The organism is Roseburia intestinalis L1-82, assembly GCF_900537995.1.
Lineage (GTDB): Bacteria > Bacillota > Clostridia > Lachnospirales > Lachnospiraceae > Roseburia > Roseburia intestinalis.
In genome coordinates, this window is sequence record NZ_LR027880.1 from 3,317,935 (window position 1) to 3,337,975 (window position 20,041).

15 protein-coding genes, 1 tRNA gene, 1 riboswitch and 1 other annotated feature are annotated in these 20,041 nt (G+C 43.3%); of the genes, 3 read left to right on the forward strand and 13 right to left on the reverse strand.

The features are described from left to right. Nucleotides 1–15: 15 nt before the first annotated feature. From RIL182_RS15645 to RIL182_RS15660, 4 genes are all read right to left on the reverse strand, one after another. Entirely contained in the window at nucleotides 16–1,806 is a 1,791-nt protein-coding gene (locus RIL182_RS15645; protein WP_006858556.1) for an aminopeptidase P family protein, read from the reverse strand. 47 nt (nucleotides 1,807–1,853) lie between these two features. Next, nucleotides 1,854–2,318, reverse strand: coding sequence for an acyl-CoA thioesterase (locus RIL182_RS15650; protein WP_006858578.1), 465 nt, complete (start codon nucleotides 2,316–2,318; stop codon nucleotides 1,854–1,856). 61 nt (nucleotides 2,319–2,379) lie between these two features. Continuing rightward, nucleotides 2,380–4,920 carry a YfhO family protein gene (locus RIL182_RS15655; protein WP_243128701.1) on the reverse strand — a complete coding sequence of 847 codons (2,541 nt, stop codon included), beginning with the start codon at nucleotides 4,918–4,920 and terminating at the stop codon, nucleotides 2,380–2,382. Between the two features lie 26 nt (nucleotides 4,921–4,946). Further along, on the reverse strand, nucleotides 4,947–6,953 hold the full coding sequence (locus RIL182_RS15660) for an LTA synthase family protein (RefSeq protein ID WP_006858558.1): 2,007 nt from the start codon (nucleotides 6,951–6,953) through the stop codon (nucleotides 4,947–4,949). Between the two features lie 250 nt (nucleotides 6,954–7,203). On the opposite strand from RIL182_RS15660, the gene RIL182_RS15665 reads away from it, so the two are divergent. Further along, the gene (locus RIL182_RS15665) at nucleotides 7,204–7,347 is read left to right on the forward strand and encodes a hypothetical protein (RefSeq protein ID WP_015559901.1); all 144 of its coding nucleotides are present in this window, start codon (nucleotides 7,204–7,206) and stop codon (nucleotides 7,345–7,347) included. 32 nt (nucleotides 7,348–7,379) lie between these two features. On the opposite strand, the gene RIL182_RS15670 is transcribed toward RIL182_RS15665, so the two are convergent. The 8 genes from RIL182_RS15670 to epsC all read right to left on the reverse strand — a co-directional run bounded on the left by RIL182_RS15670 (nucleotide 7,380) and on the right by epsC (nucleotide 15,134). Beyond that, nucleotides 7,380–7,452: transfer RNA gene (locus RIL182_RS15670), tRNA-Thr, on the reverse strand. A gap of 271 nt (nucleotides 7,453–7,723) precedes the next feature. Continuing rightward, a complete protein-coding gene (locus RIL182_RS15675; protein WP_006858559.1) occupies nucleotides 7,724–9,103 on the reverse strand; it encodes a PIN domain-containing protein in 1,380 nt (459 codons plus the stop codon). Nucleotides 9,104–9,168: 65 nt separating this feature from the next. Then, nucleotides 9,169–10,473, reverse strand: coding sequence for a phosphomethylpyrimidine synthase ThiC (gene thiC, locus RIL182_RS15680; protein ID WP_044999448.1), 1,305 nt, complete (start codon nucleotides 10,471–10,473; stop codon nucleotides 9,169–9,171). Between the two features lie 101 nt (nucleotides 10,474–10,574). Further along, a riboswitch (TPP riboswitch) is annotated at nucleotides 10,575–10,698 on the reverse strand. A 281-nt stretch (nucleotides 10,699–10,979) separates the two neighbouring features. Then, on the reverse strand, nucleotides 10,980–11,606 hold the full coding sequence (locus tag RIL182_RS15685) for a sigma-70 family RNA polymerase sigma factor (protein ID WP_006858560.1): 627 nt from the start codon (nucleotides 11,604–11,606) through the stop codon (nucleotides 10,980–10,982). Between the two features lie 137 nt (nucleotides 11,607–11,743). Continuing rightward, on the reverse strand, nucleotides 11,744–12,484 hold the full coding sequence (gene rlmB, locus RIL182_RS15690; RefSeq protein WP_006858561.1) for a 23S rRNA (guanosine(2251)-2'-O)-methyltransferase RlmB: 741 nt from the start codon (nucleotides 12,482–12,484) through the stop codon (nucleotides 11,744–11,746). A 12-nt stretch (nucleotides 12,485–12,496) separates the two neighbouring features. Then, nucleotides 12,497–12,931: a Mini-ribonuclease 3 gene (locus tag RIL182_RS15695; protein WP_015521263.1), complete on the reverse strand. Its 435-nt coding sequence runs from the start codon at nucleotides 12,929–12,931 to the stop codon at nucleotides 12,497–12,499. Nucleotides 12,932–12,947: 16 nt separating this feature from the next. Continuing rightward, nucleotides 12,948–14,363 carry a cysteine--tRNA ligase gene (gene cysS, locus RIL182_RS15700; protein WP_006858562.1) on the reverse strand — a complete coding sequence of 472 codons (1,416 nt, stop codon included), beginning with the start codon at nucleotides 14,361–14,363 and terminating at the stop codon, nucleotides 12,948–12,950. A 90-nt stretch (nucleotides 14,364–14,453) separates the two neighbouring features. Next, the gene (gene epsC / locus RIL182_RS15705) at nucleotides 14,454–15,134 is read right to left on the reverse strand and encodes a serine O-acetyltransferase EpsC (protein WP_172606748.1); all 681 of its coding nucleotides are present in this window, start codon (nucleotides 15,132–15,134) and stop codon (nucleotides 14,454–14,456) included. 85 nt (nucleotides 15,135–15,219) lie between these two features. After that, nucleotides 15,220–15,453, reverse strand: a binding site (T-box leader). 184 nt (nucleotides 15,454–15,637) lie between these two features. On the opposite strand from epsC, the gene RIL182_RS21785 reads away from it, so the two are divergent. Continuing rightward, nucleotides 15,638–16,072, forward strand: coding sequence for a response regulator (locus RIL182_RS21785; protein ID WP_006858563.1), 435 nt, complete (start codon nucleotides 15,638–15,640; stop codon nucleotides 16,070–16,072). 9 nt (nucleotides 16,073–16,081) lie between these two features. Beyond that, nucleotides 16,082–16,945 (forward strand): GGDEF domain-containing protein, encoded by an 864-nt coding sequence (locus tag RIL182_RS15710; RefSeq protein WP_242655622.1) that lies wholly within the window; start codon nucleotides 16,082–16,084, stop codon nucleotides 16,943–16,945. Between the two features lie 73 nt (nucleotides 16,946–17,018). On the opposite strand, the gene RIL182_RS15715 is transcribed toward RIL182_RS15710, so the two are convergent. Beyond that, nucleotides 17,019–19,955: a fibronectin type III domain-containing protein gene (locus tag RIL182_RS15715; protein WP_242655623.1), complete on the reverse strand. Its 2,937-nt coding sequence runs from the start codon at nucleotides 19,953–19,955 to the stop codon at nucleotides 17,019–17,021. Nucleotides 19,956–20,041 lie beyond the last annotated feature (86 nt).

Sequence of the window (20,041 nt, forward strand, 5' to 3'; positions counted from 1 at the left end):
CTCCATTCTTGTCCTTTAGATCGCTCTTGTGTAGCGTTTCAGCCACTCATTTTCCTCCGCTGTCATATACGGGGAAATGGTATCATATACCATCTTGTGATAATCGTTTAACATCTTTTTCTCACGTGCACTTAATAGATCCGGGTCAATCGCATCGAGATCGATCGGTGCATAGGTGATATTCTCAAACTCCATGAACTGTCCATACTCATTTTTCTCAGCTTTATGGCATACCAGCTCATTTTCGGTACGGATACCGTATTTACCCTCTAAATAAACGCCCGGCTCGTCGGTCGTGATCATGCCCTCTTCTAAGACACCGTTGTCATGGCGCTCCGGTACGACTCTCCAACGGAAACCATTCGGTCCCTCATGTACATTTAACACATAACCAACCCCGTGTCCGGTGCCGCATTTATAGTCAATGCCCATCTCCCAGAGTGGACCGCGGGATAAAATATCCAGGTTCAAACCGGTACATCCATATAAAAACTTCGCATGCGCAAGGTTCATATTCGAACGGCAGACGGTCGTAAAGTGCAGACGCATCTCATCTGTGATCGGGCCAAGTGCCATGGTTCTTGTGATGTCTGTGGTTCCCTCAAAGTAATGTCCGCCGGAATCCACAAGTAAAAATCCCTCCGGTTTTAACTCAGCGTCTGACTCCGGTGTTGCAGCATAATGCATCATCGCCGCATTAGCTCCGTAAGCACAGATCGTGTTGAAACTTAACTCAATAAAGTTATCCTGCTCTCTTCTTCTCGCCTCAAGATAGTCAGAAGCAGAGATCTCCGTCATCGGGATCTTTCCGATATTGGTCTTGAGCCAGTACATAAATTTGGTAAAGGCAACACCGTCTTTTACATGTGCAGCTCTGGTGTTGTCTACCTCCGTCTTATTTTTTACAGCTTTCATAAGTTCCGTCGGGTTTGGTTTGTCCACAACTTTGATTGCTTTATCAAGACTGTTCACGATACGGTAGTTGACCGTCCCGCGGTTCATCAGCACGACTGCGTCTGCCGGAATCTCCGGTACATAATCGTAGATCGCATCATACGGCTTTGTCGTGATATGGTTTTCCTCCAGGTAAGCACGGATTTTATCATCCACTACTTCCTCCTGTAAAAACCAGATACACTCTGTCTCGTTCAGCACAAGATAGGATAATACGACCGGCACATAATCAATATCGTTGCCGCGGATATTTAAAAGCCATGCGATATCGTAAAGAGATGTCAGAATATGAACATCTGCACCGTTCTCCTTCATAGCTTTCCTAAGATCTCCGATCTTATCCGCAGTACTCTTTCCGGAATATTTTTCCTCCAAAATAAATAAAGGCTGTTTGGACAATGCCGGACGATCCTCCCAGATCAGATCGATCAGGTCTTCTGTCACATGCATGGACACATTTTTTTCTGCTGCAATCTTTTCCAGTCTGCCGCCCCAGGTACCGTTTACAACACGTCCGTCAAATCCGAGACATCCGCCCTCTTTTAATCGATCCTTTACAAATTCATCGACTGTCGGCACGCCCTCTTCGCCCATGCGGTAGAGTGTGACTGTGCTGTCTTTCAGCTGATTCTCTGCCTGTACAAAATAGCGTCCGTCCGTCCAGAGCCCTGCCTCATCCAAAGTGATAACGGCAGTTCCCGCAGAACCGGTAAATCCGGTAATAAACTTTCTCGCCTTAAAATGATCTCCTACATATTCTGATTCGTGAAAATCAGCAGTCGGCACAACGTATACCGTGATGCCTCTCTTTTCCATCTCCGCACGCAGTGCCTTTAATCTTTCCTGTATCATTCTTTTATTTCCTCTTTCTTATATATTTCTAATATCACACCCGTTTGTCAGGCATCCGTATACTCAAAGAACTTCGTATCGATCTCCGGGTAAGAACGTTTCAATGAGATCGGTCTTCCGGAACGGTTCAAAAAGCAATGGGAACTCTTTCCGGTCGTGCGGAGTTCTCCGGTCTCCTTGTCTGTCATCCGGTATTCCACATCCATCTTGATACCATTATAGCGTGTGATCTTCGTCTCGATCACGACCGTATCATCAAAATGTACCATACTGTGATACTCGCAGGATACAGAGAGCACCGGACTGATAATCTCCATCTCCTCCATCTGTTTATAGCTGAGTCCGATCTGATCCATCAGATCCATCCTCGCTTCTTCCATCCATTTGATATAATTTGAATGATGGATGATTCCCATCTGGTCCGTCTCATAATATTTTGCATGATGCTCATATGGGCGGATTTTGATTTCATCGGCATTTTCATTATAAATTTCTATCTCTTTGTCTGACATATAAATCACTACCTTTCTCAAACTCCTCCAACGTATAGTATCTCACAGAAACGTTTTAATTTCAATGGTGCCTTTTTATCCATGCGATCAGTATCACGATCAGAATACAGGCAAGGGAAACCCCGGCTCCCACCATAAATCCCGGTGTCCGGTAGCGCAGCTCGACCGTATGTGTTCCTTCGGTAAGATATGTGCTGATAAACGCCTCACCAAACACTTCCGGATCCGTCTGTTCTCCATCAACATATAATTTCCATCCGGCATCATCCGCCACCGCAAAAATCAGTCGTCCTTCTTTTTTCACATCAATGGTTCCAGTGATTTTCGTATCGGAAAAGGAAGTCATCTCCATCGTCTGCTCATTTAACGTCTGATAAGCCGTATCTGCTGCATCGAGATTCAGGGCATATGCCGTAATATTCACTCTTTCTTCATTACTGTTTTTAATCCTCACTTGTGTGCCCGCCGTACAGTATCCAAGATCAAGTGTATAGCCATGCGAAACTTTTGTGAAAGACTTTGTCCTGCCGTCACTGATCTCTTCCGTCATGCTGTCCACAGTCGTCGATTCATAGGTTGCAAAAATGTATGCATCCTCCTGCACGTCAATCGTTGATTCCCCGACCACAGATTCGGACGGGATCTCCGTCAGCATCGGCTCATCTGCACCAAGAAGCTCTGCAAGTCTGTTCTGTGCCTCAATTTCATCTAAATCAGAATAATCCCACGCATCAATCACATCCTCATCCATCATAAAACCAAGTGGGAGCACATATTTATTTTCGTAAAGATACGTATTTCCGCTCTCTGCCACAAGGGTGCGGATCGGGTTTGCTTCCATTGCGTTATCAGCGATCACATAGCGCAGGGACATCATTGCTGATAACAGCGGTGTTGCCCCGTTTACACAGTAGAAATTCTTGCCGCCTTCCATTCCGACTGCCTGGTAAAAATGACTGACATCCAGATTCATCAGCGATGAAAATTGCGTTGCGGAACGATATCCATACAGCGCCGCATCATTTTTCGTTTTGCGCTCTAATTCTTCCGTGCGGTAAAATAATATGCCCTTATCCTGTGCCTGATTTTCCGCCTCTGCAAGCACTGCATGATAGTCATCCATGGATTTCACATAGGCAGTCCTGCTCGTCGTATCAAATCCGGTCACATTGTAGTTAAAAAATAATTCTAAAAGCATCGCTGCACAGCCAAACGAGAGCATGATTTTTTTCAGTTCTTCCCTGGTCGCCTTTTTGATCTTTCCAATCTTTTTTACCACATCTTCCAGGATACATTCCTCCGCATAAAAATAGATCAGCAGCACCACAATATAGCTGCCCAGAAATACATAAGTTGCCGTTGCCGCGCTCTCTCCTAAGATCGTCCCATCGGAAAAATGATAGGAAACTGCCATCAGACCAACCGATGCCACTCCCGCTGCGATCACATCTAAAAATCTCGTTCCTTTGAAATGCAAAAATGCCTCGTAGGATACCGCAAGCATCAGAAATGCATATAAAAAGGTCTGTCTGCCCGGCAGGGAATCCGGGAAGTGCATGCCATGCCAGATGAAATCAAGTATATTATTCGAAAAACTGATGACAAAAAATGCTGCCAGAAGTCCGCGTGAAAGCTTCTTTTTCCAGGAGATCTCACGGTTGAAAAGATACAGTACAAACAAAAGAAGCACAAATACGCCACAGTAAATATTCGGCCAGTGGTCTTTGCCCGTATAAGGTTCTGTCATCACCGAGTGTCTCCCCAGCTCTGCAATGATGTTAAAATACCATTCCATTGTATCCGGAAATGAAATATTCTGTGAGCCGCTCGCTCCAAGGGTGATCGCCTCAGGAATGATCAGTATCGCTCCCGTCCCGCCCGCCAGAAGGGAATAAATTGCGAAACGGATCCACGCACCGATCCCGGTCTCTTTATTTTCCAGCCATGTGATCACAAACCAGATCACCTGAAAAATGCAGACCATGATCGCAATGTAATAATTACTGATAATACATAAAGACAGTGAAATATAATAAAGCAGTACTTTTTTCTCTTTGATCAGCTGTTCGAGTCCAAGAACGACAAGTGGTGCCAGCATCATGCAGTCTAACCACATGATATCCCATGCATAGGCTGCTGAGAATCCGCACAACGCATAGGCTGTTGCAAAAATGCTGATTGCAGCATGATTTTTTTCAAAATGTTCCTTTAAATAATATCCGAAAAACAGTCCCGCCAATGAAATTTTTAAAATCACAAGCAAGGTCATAAATTCGATCACATGATTCTGCGGACAGAGTAGCAGCAGCCAGTTTAAGGGACTTGCCAGATAATAGGCGTACAGTGAAATAAAATCTGCTCCAAGTCCGATATTCCAGGAGTAAAACATGCTGCCGCCATGTTTGATCTTATCCATCAGCTCCGTGAAAAACGGGCAGTACTGATGATACATATCGATATGTAAAATACACTGCTCTCCAAACGGATAGACGTCATGAAGAATGCAGATCACAGTCAGAATAAAAAACGGCAGAAAGAACGACGCAATAAGCGGCATTCTTTCTTTCCACAACTGATTTTGGAGTTTCTTTTCTCTTTTCAAAACAAAACCTCTCTTTTTATCATTTCCTAATTAACAGTTCCATGATCAAACAGTTCATAATACTGCAATTTCCGGTAAATATCCATCTCATCTTTTTCATCCGAGGCGCGGACTTCACTGCCATCCGCTTTTACTGTACGCACCGCGGAAATAACCGGGTATTCTGATTTTAAATGTAACAGATACGAACGATATTCATCCAATGGAACACCGGCGTGCTCTAAGACTTCCGCTGCCAGATAGTTCACGCTCGTGTCTGCACCCGTTTCCTCTCCAATATCATAGTTTGCCCACACCACATAAGGAACCTGATAACGCAGTTTCTGCTGTTCCTCTGTCAAGTGATTCCAGGACATCCCGTTCTTTGCAAGAACCGTAGATGCAACGGCATCACTCGGCTGATGATCTCCGAAAAAAACGATCACTGTTTTTTCATCTGCCTCTTCAAAATAGGAGATCAGATGTTCTAACGCGGAATCGGAAAGTTTTACCAGGGATAAATACTGCTGCAGTGAAAAATTTGTAGAATCTTTCACCGAGATATCCGGTGTAAAATTGCCGTACTGATCCTGATATCCACCGTGATTTTGCATGGTCACATTAAACACAAACAGCGGCGCATCCTTTTCCTTATTTTCATAAAATTCAATAATCTTATCCACGCAGCTCTCATCGCTGATATACTGTCTGACATACTGCGGATTCACATAATCATCTTTAAACACGCTCTCATTAAATCCCAGCATCGGATAGACCGTATCGCGTTCCCATCCGCCGGCATTGTAAGGATGTGTCGCAATGGTCTGATATCCTAAAGTCTTCAGATAATCCGGAAGTGCCTTCAAATCTCCATTGATGTACTGCTGATACGGGATGCTCCCCTGCGGGAGGAATGCCATTGTATTGCCGGTCAGAAATTCAAACTCTGTATTCGCGGTATTTCCACCGCAGACAGATACGTTTAACATTCCCGTAACCGTATTTTTCTCCCCCTGCTCTAAGCTGTGGATAAACGGCATGTAATCCTCGTTGGTTTCAAAATCACCTAACACGGACAGATCCGAAAATGACTCATTCATCATTACAATGATATTCGGAAGATCTTCCTCCTTTTGTGTATCGTCTTCTTCTGCCTTAGAGCCTGATTTCTCCGACATTGCACCGTCCTCCCCGTAGGAATCAAGCACCGCCTGTGCCTCAGCGGCGCTGTAATGCTCCGGTTTGTCGATCGACATATAGGCAAGATTCATGACAAATGTGACTGCCATACCATCCACATCCGTCATGTAGACCGGCGTGAACAGTTTATTGTAAAGTCTGTGGCTGTTCTGAAAGTTCTCCTGCTGCAGTGTTCCCGCAAACAATGAAAGAACCACAGCCACCAGCGCTGCCGGAATCAGCCGTTTCCAGAATACCAAACGTGTCACTTTTACTTTTATAAAACGAAATAATACGATTGCTGCAAAAAATACCAGTGTCACAACGACCATGCGCGTATCCGGCATAAAATCATAATTATCTGCAACGCTCACAGCCGTTTTCCAGGAAAAAATATCCCACGGCACAATCGGATTCGTCCGGAAACGCACCACATAACTGTTCGCAATTCCATAAACCATTGCTGCAATGTATACGATCCGGTGCGCAGCCTTTAATTTTCCCGTCAGCACAAACAGGAAAACTGTTACCAGTTCAAACAGCACGATATTAAAAAACTGTGCCCACGGACGTACCACTGCAAATGGATTGTGCGAATAACACTCCATCAGATAAAAACAAACTGCCGGCGGTAAAATGACAAGCAGTAATGTAACAATCCCACTCCCTGTCTTTTTTAAGATATCTGTTTTCCTGTCCGTCTGTTTTGCCCTGTCCGCCTTTCTCTGATTTCTCTGCTCCTTTAATTTTTCAAAAAAACCTTTCGGTTTTGTATTTTTTCTTTTTCTGCTCGCATTCATATCAAACCTCACTTCAAAGGGAGAATCTACTTTCCCCGGATCTTTAGCCGAATGATATTTTAGCACATTCCTCATACAAATAACATCCGTTCGTAAAAAATTCATAAATTCCTAAATATTACTGCGTATTTTCCCTGAATCTAAATTTGTATGTCTGGATTTTTGCATATTATGTCGAATCCGGCAGTTATTTTGACGCTTTATGTTAATAAAGTAACAATGTTTCTCCACAGACGTCTTTATTGTCTTGACATTTCAGGGAATATTTTTTAACATAAAACATATATGATGTATCGATTTGAATGGCGTAAAAAGGAAAATGAATATGAATAGCGAAGCTGAAATCACCCGTCTGGCAAAAGAAAATGAAACATTCCAAAAAATCATCGAGACACAGCAACATACGATCAATCTTCTCATTGATCATTTTATTTCCGGTCAGAAAGAAAAAGAGCCAGAAAAGAATTAAGTTATCACTTAAACTTTTCTGGCATAAAAAAAAGCTGCTGACGGGAATCGGACCCGTGACCTCCGCACTACCAATGCGACGCTCTACCGACTGAGCCACAGCAGCATCATGTTTTCTCAACACCTGTATTACTATACAATAGGATCGTCCGATTGTCAAGCATAAAATCCAAGAAATTTTTGTAATTTTTCAAAATATTTATACTTATTCAACATTTCCGGGGGTTTGAAATAACTTTAACCACCTGACAACACCCCCGGATGCGTACAAAATACGCATCCGGGGGTGCTGTTCTTCGGGTCTTCTGGCTACCTGGTGTTCCGCCACCACATCCGTTATGTTCTTCCCGTTTTCGCTTCAACCAGCCTCTCCTTCTTTACATCCGATTCATAATCTTGATGTGTGACTTAAAAAGAGAATAATATTTCATTCCCTTATCCTTGCCATAATGTCCCTGCAATGCTGCTCTTAATGAATTAAGGTTCTTTCTCTTTGTATTTGCTTTATACAAAAACGAAGAAAAATCTTCCGGACAGTCCATTTTCGGATCACTGTAAGCAAATACCGTCTGACAGTAAACATCAAACTTCTCTTCCTCACTGATCGCAGTCTGATTTACACGACAGATTGCATACGCAGAACTGTTTTTTGCCTCCTGATAAAGTTCTTTTCCAATATCTTCACCAAAGAACAATACCAGCGCATTGTGAAAATCTGCAAGCCGATCCTTACTGATGCAGGTAAGCAGACTGCGAATGACATCGTCCTGTTCCTGTGAGATCTCTGTCTTTTCAACTGCTTCCTTACGCGGATCTGTAAATGGCAGTTTCTGATCCGCATTTACAGTTTCATCCGGCCTCATGATTTCATCCGGTATCTCCATCTGGATTTCTCCCGGTTCTGACTGTTCATCTGTTCCTGCAGTTTTTTCCGTCTGTGCCGTTTCTTTTATTTTTGCTGTTTCCACCTGCTCTAGAGTTTCCTCCGGTTCTGCCATTTTATCCGGTTTTCCGGCTTCACCCGGTTCTGCTGTCTCATCCGGTTTTCCGGTTTCACCCGGTTCTGCTGTCTCATCCGGTTTTCCGGCTTCACCCGGTTCTGCCGTCTCATCCGGTTTTCCGGCTTTTCCCTGCTCCAACACTCCGGTCAGTTCTGCAGTCTCCATCATTTCTGAGGCTTCATTCAGTTTTGAGACTTCATTTAACTCTGAAACTCCATTCAGCTTTTCGACCTCACCCGGCTCTTCGCTTTTATCCGTTTCTGTCATCTCATTCATCTTTGCTGTCACAATCTCAGCTTCATCTGCCAGACTTCCAGCCACGTCCCCGGCGTTCTTCTCCTCCGCTTCAAAGAAAATTTCTCTTTCTCCATTCGTCTTTGCTTTTTGCTGCAGTCTGCGGTTTAATTCCTTTCCGCTCAAACGCTGCACCGGCATGTTACGCTGTTTCCAGTAGCGTACGGCTGCATCAAATCCGGTATCATTTGAAACGATCACATAGCTGTTTGCCTGATTCTCACACAACAAGTATCCAAGCTGTGTAACAAGCTGGAAATCCAGTGCATTGCTTCCCTCAAAACATTTTATAAACTCTGCTTCTTTCTCCGTCTCCTTCAGTAACCTCACATTTTCGTAATTCATATGCGGACTTTTCTGCGTATAAAATACGATCACTTCCTCATCGGGCTGTGATGCTACCAGTAACGGCACCCATATATCGCCTACATTCTCACTGTCAACCAAATATATTCTTTTCATCTGATCACCGGCTGATTGAAACAGTTTTATTATAACATAAGACGGAATGAAGCCTCCACTCTTTTTTACAAAATATCAATATATTCTCCTGCAAGCGCTTTGTTCATACTGCGCACTGCACAGAATTTTCCACACATGGAACAGGTGTCCTCATGCTCCGGTTTTCTACTGTTCCAGATTGCTTTTGCGGTTTCCGGATCAATCGCACATTCCCACTGCGCATCCCAGTCTAAGACGCGTCTTGCGTCTGCCATCTTATCATCGATCTCTCTCGCACCACGGACTCCTTTTGCGATGTCTGCAGCGTGTGCCGCGATCTTTGATGCAATGATTCCCTGTTTTACATCCTCCACATTTGGAAGTGCCAAGTGTTCTGCCGGTGTGACATAGCATAAAAATGCTGCTCCGTTTTGTGCTGCAATCGCCCCGCCGATTGCGGATGTGATATGGTCATATCCCGGTGCGATATCAGTGACAAGTGGTCCTAACACATAAAATGGTGCTCCCATGCAGATGCTTTGCTGGATCTTCATATTTGCTGCGATCTGATCCATCGGCATATGTCCCGGTCCTTCTACCATGACCTGTACATCTTTCTCCCATGCGCGTTTTGTCAGCTCTCCAAGTCTTACTAACTCTTCGATCTGACAGACATCGGATGCATCTGCGAGACATCCCGGACGGCAGGCATCTCCAAGTGAAATGGTAACATCATGCTCACGGCAGATTTCAAGGATCTCATCATAATATTCATAAAACGGATTTTCCTCCCCCGTCATGCACATCCATGCAAATACAAGGGAACCGCCGCGGGAAACGATGTTCATTTTACGTTTATGTTTCCGGATCTGCTCGATTGTCTTTCTTGTAATTCCGCAGTGCAGTGTCACAAAATCCACACCATCTTCCGCATGCAGACGCACCACATCAATAAAATCTTTTGCGGTCAGTGTCGCAAGATCTCTCTGGTAATGGATCACAGAATCATAGATCGGCACGGTACCGATCATTGCCGGACATTCTGCAGTCAGTTTTCTGCGGAACGGAATCGTATTGCCGTGGGAAGATAAATCCATGATGGCATGTGCACCCATGCTGACAGCCGCCATCACTTTCTCCATCTCCACATCATAATCCTTGCAGTCTCTCGACACACCGAGATTGACATTGATCTTCGTGCGTAACATTGATCCTACACCTTCCGGATCAATGCAGGTGTGATGCTTGTTGGCGCAGATTGCTACTTTTCCCTCTGCTACAAGCGGCATCAGCTCTTCTACGGTCATGCGCTCTTTTTTCGCTACAATTTCTAATTCTTTGGTCACGATGCCTCTGCGTGCGGCATCCATCTGTGTGGTATACTGTTCCATACGTTTTTCTCCTTTTTCGCATGGGGGACTGCTTGAACCACTGTCTGGCAAACGAATTCTCCACGTCAAAAAATCTCCTGCCGCAAGCGCGACAGGAGATAGCATCTTCCCAATACGCTCCCTACGACAGTATTAACTGACAGGTTCAAAGAGTCAGGTTTTAACCTTCTCAACTGCAATCCCTCCGGGCATTCTCCCGGACATGCAGTCCCTCTGCGTTGTTTTCTATTAAGTTTTATCGACTTGTTCAGTCTAGCCTAATCTGTGACGGTTGTCAATATTTGTACAACAAAAAAGACAGCCACTGCTGTCTTTTTTAGGAGAAGGTATTTTTACTATGGGGTATAGCAAAAACTATATATAATGTATTGGGGGGTTTTTACAGTGATTATAATAGCATGATTTTCTCAATAAGTGTTCACAAATGTTACAATTTTCTCATTTATTTTTTATGCAATATGCACAGGTATTTTTCGTGACTATCTACAAAAAAGAAGGCGAATCTTCTACATCTTCCCTATTTCAGGATTCGTCTCCCGAATTTTTGCTTTAATACGGGAGAGCGCATTATCAATAGATTTTGGTGATTTTCCCATTTTTTCTGCAATCTGCTGATAATGAAATCCCGCAAGATACTGGTCTAATACTTCCCGTTCCATCTTACTTAAATGCGTCCTGAGCTTCTCCCAGAACTGTGCCACATTTTCCTGATCGATCATCATCTGCTCCGGATTTCCGATTCCGTCCATGGTCAGCGTTTCCGCCAGAGGATATCCGTTTTCACTGTTTTCTGAGTAGAAAGAAACATAGGAATTGAGCGGCGCATGTTTTTTCCGGTTCGACGCCTCAACTGCCTTGTATAACTGTCTCGTAATACACAATTCTGCGAAATGAAAAAAAGATGTTTCTTTCGTATCATCGTAATCTCTGATTGCCTTAAACAGACCGATCATTCCCTCCTGGATCAGATCATCCGTCTCACCGCCAATCAGAAATACTGCATTTGCCTTTTTGCGGACCAGCGGTTTATATTTATCTAAAATGTAATCCATGATCTTTCCGTCCGGATCACCGCTGTTTTTTAATGCCGCAATCAGCTGTTCGTCTGTCAAATCCCGATATGACTCTAACATGTTCCTCCCAAGACTCCTGATACAATATCTACCACGGCGTTTTTTTCTACCGTTGCGGTGTTCTCTACCACCTGCGACGTCTTTTATTGCTGCTGTGTTTTTTACCGCTGCGGTGTCTTCTACCGCTGCGGTGTCTTCTACCGCATGCGTTGCCGCACAATCTCATAGGCAAGCACACCTGCTGCCACCGATGCGTTCAGGGAATCGATATCCCCTTTCATCGGAATGGATGCCACAAAATCACAGTTCTCGCGCACCAGTCTGCCAACACCCTCGCCTTCACTGCCGATGACAAGACCGATCGGTCCTTTTAAATCCAGATCATACATGCAGGTTCCATCCATGTCCGCACAGACAAACCACATTCCTTTGTCCTTTAACTCTTTCATTGTTGCAGTCAGATTTGTCACCTTTGCAACCGGTGTATAATTGATTGCTCCGGCGGATGTCTTTGCCACAGTTGCCGTCAGACCGACCGCGCGGCGTTTCGGAATAATGACACCATGCGCACCGGCAAGATTTGCCGTACGGATGATAGCGCCAAGGTTATGCGGATCCTCGATATTATCCAGAATGAATAAAAATGGCGGCTCGCCCTTTTCCTCTGCCAATTTTAGCATATCCTCCACTTCGGCATACTCATATGCTGCAGCAACTGCGATCACTCCCTGGTGTTTTTTTGTCTCAGAAAGCTGATCTAAACGCTCTTTTTCCACAAAATGCACGATCGTGTCATGTTTTTTTGCCTCTCTGACAATCGTGCGCACCGGACCATCCTGACAGCCGTCCAACACAAATAATTTGTCAATTGTTTTTCCGGAACGGAATGCCTCTAACACGGCATTGCGTCCCTCTATTTTCAGCTCTTCGTAGCCCATTACTCTCTCCTTTTACATTTTAAGTGCAAGTTCGTCCACACCGGTCTTTACCAGTTCCACCAGACGTTCAAACTCATCTTTTAAATACAGGTATCCCATCAGCGCCTCAAATCCGGTTGCTTTCCGGTAATCAGACATTGTGGCATTTTTTGCCATTGTCGGCGATTTTGCATTCCTTCCACGACGGTACACTTCTGCTTCTTCCTCCGTCAGCATCGGAAGTAATTTTTCAATCATTTCCGCCTGTGTGTGTGCTTTTACGATCTGGCTTGTCCGCTTGTGAAGTTCTCCTGCTCTCGTGTTTCCTTTTCCTACGACAACAGACCGGATCACCAGATCAAATATTCCATCTCCGATATAGGCTAACGTAAGAGGCGAATATGTCCGGATATCCACTTCACTGATTCCGAACTGTTCTTTGATATAAGAGTCTATTCCTTTCTGCATTGGCATTTCCTCTCTCTCACGCTTTGTGCCAGATCACACCTTCTCGGGTATCTTTCAGTACAATGCCTTTTGCAAGCAGTTCATCGCGGATTGCATCTGCTTTTGCAAAATCTTTTGCTTTCTTTGCTTCCTTTCGTTCTTCAATCTTTGCAAGTACATAGCTTTCTAATTCTGCATCGATCTCCTCTTTTGCATCTGCCTGTGCCGTTGTCAGATTTAAGGATAATACTTTATCAAAATCATTGATCAGCGCAAGTTTTGTCTTATCGTTCATATCATCTTTGAGCAGATCATAAATGATCGTGATCGCCATCGATGTATTTAGATCGTTGCTGATCGCATCCTCAAATTTTGCCTTATAAGCATCAAATTTATCCTGCTGTACTGTTCCCTCATCCTTTAATTCTGCGATTCGTTTGGTCAGTTTTTTATAAGCTGCAGCCATATTATCTAATACTTCATAGGAAAACTCCAACGGTTTTCTATAATGGGACTGCAGACAGAACATACGGTATACGATCGGATCATACCCCTTTTCCTGCAGCAGGGATACGGTAAGGAAATCCCCTTTGGACTTACTCATTTTTCCGGATTTATCATTTAAATGCTGTACATGGAACCAGTATTTACACCATGTATGGCCAAGGTAACTCTCTGACTGTGCAATCTCATTGGTATGGTGCGGGAAAATATTGTCTACACCGCCGCAGTGGATATCTACATACTCGCCCAGATGTTTCATACTGATGCATGAGCACTCAATGTGCCATCCCGGATATCCAACGCCCCATGGGCTATCCCATTTAAGCGCCTGATCCTCAAATTTTGACTTTGTAAACCAGAGTACAAAATCATTTTTATTTTTCTTATTTACGTCCTCTTCCACATCGTCGCGTACACCGACTAACAGCTCTTTTTCGCTCTGGGAAGAAAATACATAATAATCGTCTAATTTGGATGTATCAAAATAAACATTTCCACCTGCCACATAAGCATAACCTTTTTCGAGCAGCACCTCGATCATATGGATGAACTCCGGGATACAGTTCGTTGCCGGCTCCACAACATCCGGTGTCTTGATATTTAACTTCTTACAGTCACTAAAGAAAGCGTCTGTATAATATTTTGCGATCTCCATCACTGTTTTGTGCTCTCTTTTTGCACCTTTTAACATTTTATCTTCCCCGGTATCTGCATCGGAAGATAAATGTCCCACATCCGTGATATTCATAACACGTTTTACATCATATCCGACATAGCGGAGTGATTTTTCCAATACATCCTCCATGATGTAACTTCTGAGGTTGCCGATATGTGCAAAATGGTATACGGTCGGTCCACAGGTATACATGCCGATCTTTCCATCCTCATGCGGGATCACCGTTTCTACTTTTCTTGTCAGTGTGTTGTAAAATTGAAATTTATTTTCCATTTAAATAATCCTCCTTGTTTTGCGAAGCAAAATGCGAATCCTCTGATGAGCAGAGGATTTTACTCCTTGTTTTGCGGAACAAAATGCAATTTATTTTGTTTTTTGTGCATCAGCACTTAAAATCCGGACTGCCTGCTCTAAATCAAGCACACGGTTGACCAGTTCTGCATTTTCCCTCTGCAGTACAGTAATATCCTCTTTGACCGGATCCGGCAGATGGCACTGATCCATATCACTGCGCGGCATCTTCACATTGTCACGTTTTACGATTCTTCCCGGAACACCAACTACGGTACAGTTTGGCGGCACTTCCTCTATGACCACACTTCCCGCTCCGATCTTGGAATTTTCTCCAACGGTGAAGGAACCGATGATCTTTGCACCCGCACTGATCATAACGTTATCCCCGATCGTCGGATGACGTTTTCCGGTCTCTTTTCCGGTACCGCCTAGTGTCACACCCTGATACAGAGTAACATTGTCCCCAACGATCGCCGTCTCTCCAATGATCACACCACTTCCGTGATCAATAAAAAATCCTTTCCCGATCGTTGCTCCCGGATGTATCTCAATTCCTGTTTTTCTCGCTGCCCGCTGTGAAATAAATCTCGCCCAGAAGAAATGTCCTTTTAAATACAGCTTATGCGCACGTCTGTAGCTCAACATAACCCGAAAACTCGGATAAAGCAATACCTCCATCGGCGATTTGATCGCCGGGTCCCGCTCCTTTATCACTGTAAATTCTTCCTTAATATGACTGATGATTCCCAAAACTGGCATCCCCTTTCCTTAACCAAATAATAGAATGTACGCTCCGCGAACATTCTATTATCATGAAAAACGGATCATTTCATCTCTAAGAGACGAAATGATCCGTGGTTCCACTCTAACTTAAGGATCTTTTGATCCTCACTCAATACACTTAACGCGTGTTACTCGTATCCGGATACTGTACTGGCAGACAAACCGTTTCCCCGGACAGGCTCACGGAGGCACTTCGGAAATCTCTTTCTGAAAACTGCTTGCAGCCGATGGCAGTTTCTCTCTGTCAGCACTCTGATTTCTTACTCTTCCCGCTCAACGCCCTTATCATATTTTTACTGGTAAGTTGATTCGCTTACTCTAGTTTATGCACTTACCCCCGATTTGTCAACGGTTTTATTTTTTCTCAGTCTTTTTCTCATTGCACACAACCATTTTCCATGTTACATTATAGATAGTATCCTGTGGTTTCCAGGGGGATAATTTATAACTGATACGAAGGATTTTTTAATATGGAACAGTCAAAAGAAACTTTGCTAATCGTAGATGATTCACGCTTACAGCGTGCCGTTTTAAATGAAATATTCTCTCCGGCCTTCAATATTCTTGAAGTATCTTCCGGTGAGGAATGTCTGCAGATGATCAAAGATAAAAAAAATATGATTGACCTTGTCCTTTTAGATCTTGTCATGCAGGGAATGGATGGTTTCGATGTTTTAAAACACCGCCAGGAAATGCCGGAGTTTAAACAAATTCCAGTCGTGGTTCTGACAACCACCGACACTCCGGAAGTACAGACGAAAGCTTTCGAATTAGGCGCAAGCGACTTTCTCAGTAAACCCACTGAACCTGCCATTGCACGTCACCGTATTGACAATATTTTAAAGACGAACCGCAGACTGAATCATATTTTACAAAAACAGGAAGCTCTGCGGATTAAATCATAAGTGGATGAGATGACGCATCTGCTGAATAAGGCCACAGCAGAGCACGCCATTTCCCACATACTTTTATCCACTCCGGAAGAATTACATGCATTGTTTGCCATAGATATCGACAATTTCAAAGCTGTCAATGACATCTTTGGGCATAAAATGGGCGATCATACAATCTCTGTCGTAGCCGGTATTCTTGCATCTCATTTTTCCGGTTCCGACATTATCGGACGCATCGGCGGAGACGAATTTGTTGCTTTTATGCGGGATATAGCCTCCAGACAGGCTGTCTATGAAAAAGCACAGGAACTTTTAGATGCAATTTTAGATAAAGAAGCTTTATCCATTCCTGAAAACGTTACGATCAGTATCGGTATTGCATTCACAGAGCCTTATGAAACTTCCTACACAACACTTTTTCAGAAAGCAGACACTGCACTTGGGAATTCAAAAAAATCCGGGAAACAATGTTTTTCCGAGTATGGTGTTTCTGCACAGAAACCAGACACTGCCATGAAAAATATTTTATTATATACACATTCCAGAAATGTTGCTTCCACTTTAAAATTTGCATATTCTTACCCGGACAGACTCATAAAAGTATCTTCCGTTACGGAAATACGCTATGCCATTATGGATAAAAATAACCATGTTCCTGCCGTTTTCATAGATGTATCCGAAACCGGAGATGATGGCAGGCAATTGTGGGATGAATTAAGTCATGAGTCCTGGGCTTCGTCAACTCCCATTATCGCAATCTGCAAAGAGGGTAATCTGACTCAGATTCGAAATGCCATATTATCTGATCTGATCAATGATCTCATTTTTGAACCGATTGATGTGGAAAGCATAAAAAGACGTATCAAAAAACATCAAACCCTGTAAAAAAACAACGGTCAGATGTTACTTATCATTCATCTGACCATTGTTTTTCTTTCATCCGGTTTCTTTATCTGAACTATTTTTTTATCTGAACTGCTTTTTTCTTTGACCAGTCTGAGTAGATCCTCACTTTTTTTGTACCGGACTTTACTTCTTTATATGTACGTACTTTTACATAATATTTCTTTCCCGGTTTTAATCCTTTGATTTCTTTAACTGTCGTCTTATTACTTTTGATCACAGCCGTCTTCGTATTTTTTTTGCCAAACGATGCATCTGCTGTATATACTATCTCATAGCCGCTCGTCTGTGATGCCTGTTTCTTCCATTTCACAGTCATGGATTTTTTCCCGGATTTTACACTTGAAATAGAAGTTCCCTTTGGACAGATTTCAAATGTCTTTTTCAGTATTCCCGAATAATTTCCCTGAAACTTCACGGTCACTGTTGCTTTTCCGACTTTTTTATTATTCTGATACGAGACTTTATAAAAGCTGCCTGAAATCACTTTTCCCTTATTATCCGTCACTTTGATGGCAGGTTTTTTCGCTTTTCCATCATAACTATAATGATCTTTCGACAATTTTACCGTCTTTGGTGCATTGATTTTCACCTGTTTCAATACTGTTTTGCACAAGCTGCACATGGTCACATTCTTTCCATTGCTGCCCGGTTTTGCAGGTGTCAGTTTTTTCTCCGGTGTATGGGACTTCTTTGCAATTTTTTCTGTATAACTGTCCCCACATGCACAGGAATAAATTTTTTCTCCCTCTTTCATGCAGGTTGCCTCTGTCGTTTTTTTCAACACATAACTGTGTTTGTGCACCGGTTTCTCTGTTGGCGTTTCCGTCGGTGTTTCTGTCGGTTTCTCTGTCGGTGTTTCTGTCGGCTTCTCCGTCGGCTTCTCTGTTGGTTTCTCCGTCGGCTTCTCTGTCGGTTTCTCTATTGGTTTCTCCGTCGGCTTCTCTGTCGGCTCCTCCTTATCAGGCTCCTTCAGAGCTGGGATCACCACTTTTTCACGGCTGAGTTCTTCTTTACATCTGGTGCAGTATACTACTTTATCATAACTTCCGTCCACACCCACTTTCGCTTCCACGCGATTTTCAGTGACCGGCTCTCCTTTTTTGTGTCCTGATGCCGGAACCGTTATATTCTCACGGGAAAGTTCTTCCCCGCAGCCTTTATCCTTACAATAAACTACCTTATCGTAGCTTCCTTTTTGGGTACAGGTCGCAGCTATCTCGTTTTCTTTTACCGGCTCGCCCGCCACATGCTGATGTGATACACCTGGTTCATCTGTGAATATTATTTCCTTTTCTGCCAACACGGTATCTTTCAGTGCTTTTACATCTGCCACAGTATCAGGATGTCTTTCTATCGGTTCTAAACAGAATAAAAGTGTATATTTTCCTGTTTGCACCTTACCATATGCAATCAGATAATAATGATCCGGTTCATTTTCATCTACATCTAAGCGAATCGGATTTATCCAGTCTGTTTTCTGCTGTATCTCTTCGTCGTCACTATTCCAGTAATCCGAACGGATTAATACCATATTATCATAAAATGATTCATAATTTACCACATCATCAAATGTATAGGCTTCTCCATCCTGATCCTTCCATATTACATTCAAATACGGACTATCACCTGTTTTATCCTCCATGTTTGTCGGTATATGGTTAATAACAACATTTTTCGGATAAGATTTTACCTCGATACTTCCAAGTTCACGCTCCACCGGTACATAATTAATATACGGCGTCCATGTTCCATTTTTACGGATCAGACTGTAATTATTTTTTATAGCTGTGTCTGATAAGACAAAACTTCCTGCTGTTCCGTTTTCCGACGCAATATATGCATGTCCACTTAAAATCGTTCCCGGTATGACATGACTCACCGTCTGAAACTGCGTAACCCCACTTATCTGCCCATCAATCTGAACATATCCATCTTTATTGAGAACAAGTTTTCCTCTTGCTGCATTATCATCACTACCTGTAAAACTGCCCTTTACCAAAGCATCCAGCACCTGTGTGAGATCCAGACATCCCCCATTTTTCAGTGTAATATTATTTAACTGTGCCGTCCCATCTTTCGGCTGCAGTCTTCCTCCTGCATCCAATAGGATATCTTTGACACCCGTTGTCACCACACCCAGAACAGCACAATTTTTTACCGTCATTACAGTTTTATCATTTCCTTTAATTTCTGAAAGAGTGATTTCATCATATCCCTTCTGATCACCCAAAAAATCTAAAGACGCTAAAGATGTGTTTTCTGCTGAAACAGTCCCACGTATCTTTGCATCAGCATCCAGCTCTAATTTTGCACTGCCCGTATAAGCAGTCCTTTGTCCGGCTGATGCTTCATGTCCCAGATAGATATCCTGAAACATAGTCTTATTGTTCTCATTTGTGACAGTAAGTGAAGCGTTTGTTCCCACTGCAGTATTGCTGTGATATCCTCCTGCATACACAGTTGGAAGAAGTTCTTTTTCTGTGCCTACAATCGGATTCGGCTTATCAGGTCCTGCCAGATATGTACTTACATTATTCAGTACAAGACTATGTCCTGCTAAAAAGATCTCACGGTGCGGAACACTGCCAAGTCCATTACTAGAATTAAACACCAATTGTATATCCCGTATCTCTACATCATCCCCCATGATCTGAATTGGATGACTACAGGTGATACTCCCCGTTCCATTTCCTGTAATGGTTGTCCCCCCCGGTATTTGAACAGGTTTCATCTGTCCCTTAATGGAACCATCTGTCTCCGTCAATTTATCATCGCGGATCGTAAAACTGCCTTCTACTACAATATTCTTCTTTCCACTGCTTAAAGCATTCGCAAATTCATCGTAATCTGTCACGATCACCGCATCTTCTGCCAGCACCGACACTGCTACCTTTTGCATATTCCCGCTCATTGCCGGAACCGGTATGCCGGAAAGCAGCAGTCCCGCAGCCATAACTCCACAACAGAAACGTATCATCCTTTTTTTCATAAACTCATTTTCCCTTCTTTTGTACATAAAAAGACCCAGCATATATCTTTGCTTTGAATATCCCTTGATGTCCTTACAAAAAATAT